Here is a 3,682-nt window from a genome sequence, read left to right as displayed (position 1 = left end):
ACCCCCGCCACGGGCAGGCCCCCGCGCCGCGCGGCCAGGGCGACCTCCACGGCCGCGGCGGGCTCGACGCCGGGGCGGTGGTGGCCGCTGTCCACCTCGACGAGCACCTGCGCGGAGGTGCCGGCGAGGGCGCGCGCCAGGAGGCCGGCCCCCTCGGCGGAGTCGGTGCCCACCCGCAGCGCCACCCGCTCGGCCAGCGCCCGCAGCCGCACCCCGCGCCTGCCGGCGGCCCACAGCGGGTAGGCGACGAACAGGTCGGTGAACCCGGCGTCGGCGAACACCTCCGCCTCCCCGGTCGTCGCCACGGTCAGGCCCACCGCACCGAGGTCGAGCTGGCGCCGGGCGATCTCGACGCACTTGTGGGTCTTGGCGTGCGGGCGCAGCGCCCAGCCGCGCTCGCGCGCCCGGGCGGCCGTCGCGGCGAGGTTGGCCGCCAGCACGTCGCGCTCGACGAGCAGGCACGGGGTCTCCAGGTCGGCGGGCAGGTCGGCGGCCGGGGCGGCGGTCACGGGAGCGGGCGGAACCGGTCAGGACTGGCTGGAGAACGCCGCGTCGAAGGCCGCCGCCGGGGGCTGGATGAGCTCCCCGAGGCGGCGCACGAACGCCAGCGCGTCCGGCGCGCCCTTGAGGCGGTCCATCCCGGCGTCCTCCCACTCCACGCTCGTCGGCCCCTCGTAGCCGATGGCGTCGAGCTGGCGGAAGATCGCCTCCCACGGCACGTCGCCGTGCCCGACGGAGACGAAGTCCCAGCCGCGGCGGGTGTCCGCCCAGGCCAGGTGCGAGCCCAGCCGGCCCGCGCGACCGTCCAGCTGCTTCTTGGAGTCCTTGCAGTGCACGTGGTAGATCCGGTCGGCGAAGTCGCGCAGGAACCCGACGGTGTCCAGGTCCTGCCACACGAAGTGGCTCGGGTCGAAGTTCAGCCCGAACGCCTCCCGGTGCCCGATGGCCTCCAGCGCCCGCTTCGTCGTCCAGTAGTCGTAGGCGATCTCGCTCGGGTGCACCTCGTGGGCGAAGCGCACCCCCACCTCGTCGAACACGTCGAGGATCGGGTTCCAGCGGTCGGCGAAGTCCTGGTAGCCGGCGTCCACCATCGCCGCCGGCGTGGGCGGGAACATCGCCACCGTGTGCCAGATCGAGGACCCGGTGAAGCCGGTGACGGTCTTCACGCCGAGCCGGGCGGCGGTGCGGGCGGTGTCCTTCACGTACTCGGCGGCGCGCCGGCGGACGCCCTCGGGGTCGCCGTCGCCCCACACGGCCGAGGACACGATGTCCTTGTGCCGGGCGTCGATGAGGTCGCACACCGCCTGCCCGGACAGGTGGGCCGAGATCGTCCACACCTCGAGGTCGTACCTCTCCAGCACCGCCTTCTTCTCGGCGATGTAGTCGTCGTCGACGGCGCCGCGGGTGGAGTCCAGGTGGTCGCCCCAGGTGGCGATCTCCAGGCCGTCGAAGCCCCACCCCGAGGCCAGGCGGCACACCTCCTCGAAGGGCAGGTCGGCCCACTGGCCGGTGAAGAGGGTGACGGGCCTGGGGGTCGAACGCGGCATGACGTGCTCCTCGTGCTCTCGGGTCAGACGGTCGTGTACGTGGACGAGTTCGCGGCGCTGCGCTCCACCGCGTCGAGCACCCGCTGCACCTGCAGGCCCTCGGCGAAGGACGGCGAGGGGTCGGAGCCGGCGGAGACGGCGGCGAGGAAGTCCTGCAGCTCGTGGACGAACGGGTGGTCGTAGCCCAGCCCGTGCCCCGGCGGCCACCAGTTCGCCACGTACGGGTGGGACGGGTCGGTGGCCAGGATGCGGCGGAACCCGCCCTCGGCGTCGGGCAGCGTCGCGTCGCAGAACTGCAGCTCGTTCATCGACTCGAAGTCGAAGGCGAGGCTGCCCAGGGAGCCGTTGACCTCCAGGCGCATCGCGTTCTTGCGGCCCGGCGCCATCCGGGTGGCCTCGAACGTCATGAGCGCCCCGCCGCTGCCGCGGGCGATGAACGCCGCCGCGTCGTCGACGGTCACGTCGCCGTACTCCGCGGACGCCTGCGCACCCAGACCCGTCTGCTGCCCGGTGCGCTGCGCCTCCAGCGGCCGCCTCCTGACGAACGTCTCCAGCACGCCGGTGACGCCGGTGATCGTCTGCCCCGTCACGAACTGCGCGGCGTCGACGATGTGGGAGCCGATGTCGCCCAGCGCGCCCGCGCCGGCGAGGTCCTTCCGCAGCCGCCACGTCAGCGGGAACTCCGGGTCGACGATCCAGTCCTGCAGGTACACCGCCCGCACCTGCCGGACCTCGCCGAGGCGACCGTCCGCCACCAGCTGCCGGGCCAGCGACACCGCCGGCACCCGCCGGTAGTTGAAGGCCACCATGCTGCGCACGCCGCGGGCGGCGGCCGCCCCGGCGGCGGCGGCCATCCGCTCGGCCTCCTCGACGGTCGTGGCCAGCGGCTTCTCGCAGACCACGTGCTTGCCGGCCTCCAGGGCCGCGATCGCGATCTCCGCGTGGCTGTCGCCGGGGGTGCAGACGTCGACGACGTGCACGTCGTCGCGGGTGAGCACCTCGCGCCAGTCGGTGCTGGAGGACTCCCAGCCGAACAGCTCCGCCGCCTCGGCGGTGCGGGTGGCGTCACGACCCACCAGGACGGCGCGACGGGTGCGCAGCGCGGGGCTGCCGACGTGGTCGACCGTCCGCCAGGCGTGGGAGTGGACGGCCCCCATGAAGGAGTGCCCCACGAGGGCGACGCCCAGCGGCTGCTGCGGGTCGGGGCGGTCGGTCACGGTTCCTCCTGCTCCTCGGTCCGGTCGGCGCCGACCGGACCGCTCGAAACTCCTCGATGTCCTGGTCGGACACGCGCGGGGGCGAGTCTGCCCCCTGCGCCCGCGCGGCACGAGGGCACCCGCCCTCCCGGCGTGCTCCGCACGTCAGGCACGCACGGCTCGCGCACCGCCCGTGAGGACGCCGCGCACCGACGACCACGACCGCAGCACCTGCGCCACCTGCGGGTGCGTCTCGGCGGCGACCGCCTCGGCGTGGGCGCGCTCCAGGACGTCGTCGACGAGCACCCGGGCACCGGTGGCGGCGGAGGTGACGGCGGCCTCCACCATGGCCAGGCTGAGGACGTTGGCGTGCACCTCCCCCATCGGGGTGCCCCCCGTGCGCAGCGCGGTCGCGAACTCCCGCAGCGAGCCGGCGATCTCGTGCCCCGGCGGCACCGGTGCCACCCCGTCGCCGCCCGCCGCGGCGGGCAGGGGGTCGCCGTCCACCACGGGGGCCTCCTCGCCGTCCCAGCGCACGGTGCCCCGCTCGGCGCTCAGCCGCCACGACCCGTTCCAGGACGTCTCCGCCCCCGAGCTGCACCAGCTGCCCGTGTACACGTAGCGCACGCCACCGGTCATCTCGAACACCGCGGTGGCCGCGGCGTCCCCGGCGTACCAGCTCCACGGCGGGTTGAACTCCTCGCAGTAGACGCTGACCGGTTCCTCGCCGAGGAGGAACCGGGCGCTGTCGAACGGGTGGATGGCCATGTCCAGCAGCAGCGGGTGCGCCATCTCCTCGCGGAACCCGCCGAAGTGCGGGGCCTTGAAGAACTCCGTCGTCAGCACCCCCGGCGCGCCGAGGCCCCGCACGTGCTCGCGCAGCGCGAAGAGGTGGGCGTTGTACCGGCGGGACTGGCTGACGGCGAACAGCTGCCCCGT

The 3,682-nt window shown here is 74.6% G+C and carries 4 protein-coding genes; all 4 read right to left on the bottom strand.

What is annotated here, in order from left to right; translation table 11 throughout:
* Nucleotides 1-509, bottom strand: a 509-nt coding sequence (locus tag ABEB16_RS13005) for an alanine racemase (protein ID WP_345712674.1), incomplete at its 3' end; no start/stop codon positions are given.
* An 18-nt stretch (nt 510-527) separates the two neighbouring features.
* Nucleotides 528-1,547, bottom strand: coding sequence for a sugar phosphate isomerase/epimerase family protein (locus tag ABEB16_RS13000; RefSeq protein WP_345712673.1), 1,020 nt, complete (start codon nt 1,545-1,547; stop codon nt 528-530).
* 23 nt (nt 1,548-1,570) lie between these two features.
* Entirely contained in the window at nt 1,571-2,764 is a 1,194-nt protein-coding gene (locus tag ABEB16_RS12995) for a Gfo/Idh/MocA family protein (protein ID WP_345712672.1), read from the bottom strand.
* Nucleotides 2,765-2,908: 144 nt separating this feature from the next.
* The coding region (locus ABEB16_RS12990; protein WP_425560187.1) for a Gfo/Idh/MocA family protein at nt 2,909-3,682 on the bottom strand (774 nt) is incomplete at its 5' end.

Origin of the sequence: Kineococcus glutinatus, assembly GCF_039542765.1 — a bacterium.
GTDB lineage: Bacteria > Actinomycetota > Actinomycetes > Actinomycetales > Kineococcaceae > Kineococcus_A > Kineococcus_A glutinatus.
Note: the sequence above shows the minus strand (reverse complement) of the source record. Positions and strands in the feature narration are given on the sequence as shown.

Coding starts and splice junctions, on each gene's coding strand:
- ABEB16_RS13000 (WP_345712673.1), bottom strand. CDS start 1,547: ATGCCGCGTTCGACCCCCAGGCCCGTCACCCTCTTCACCGGCCAGTGG.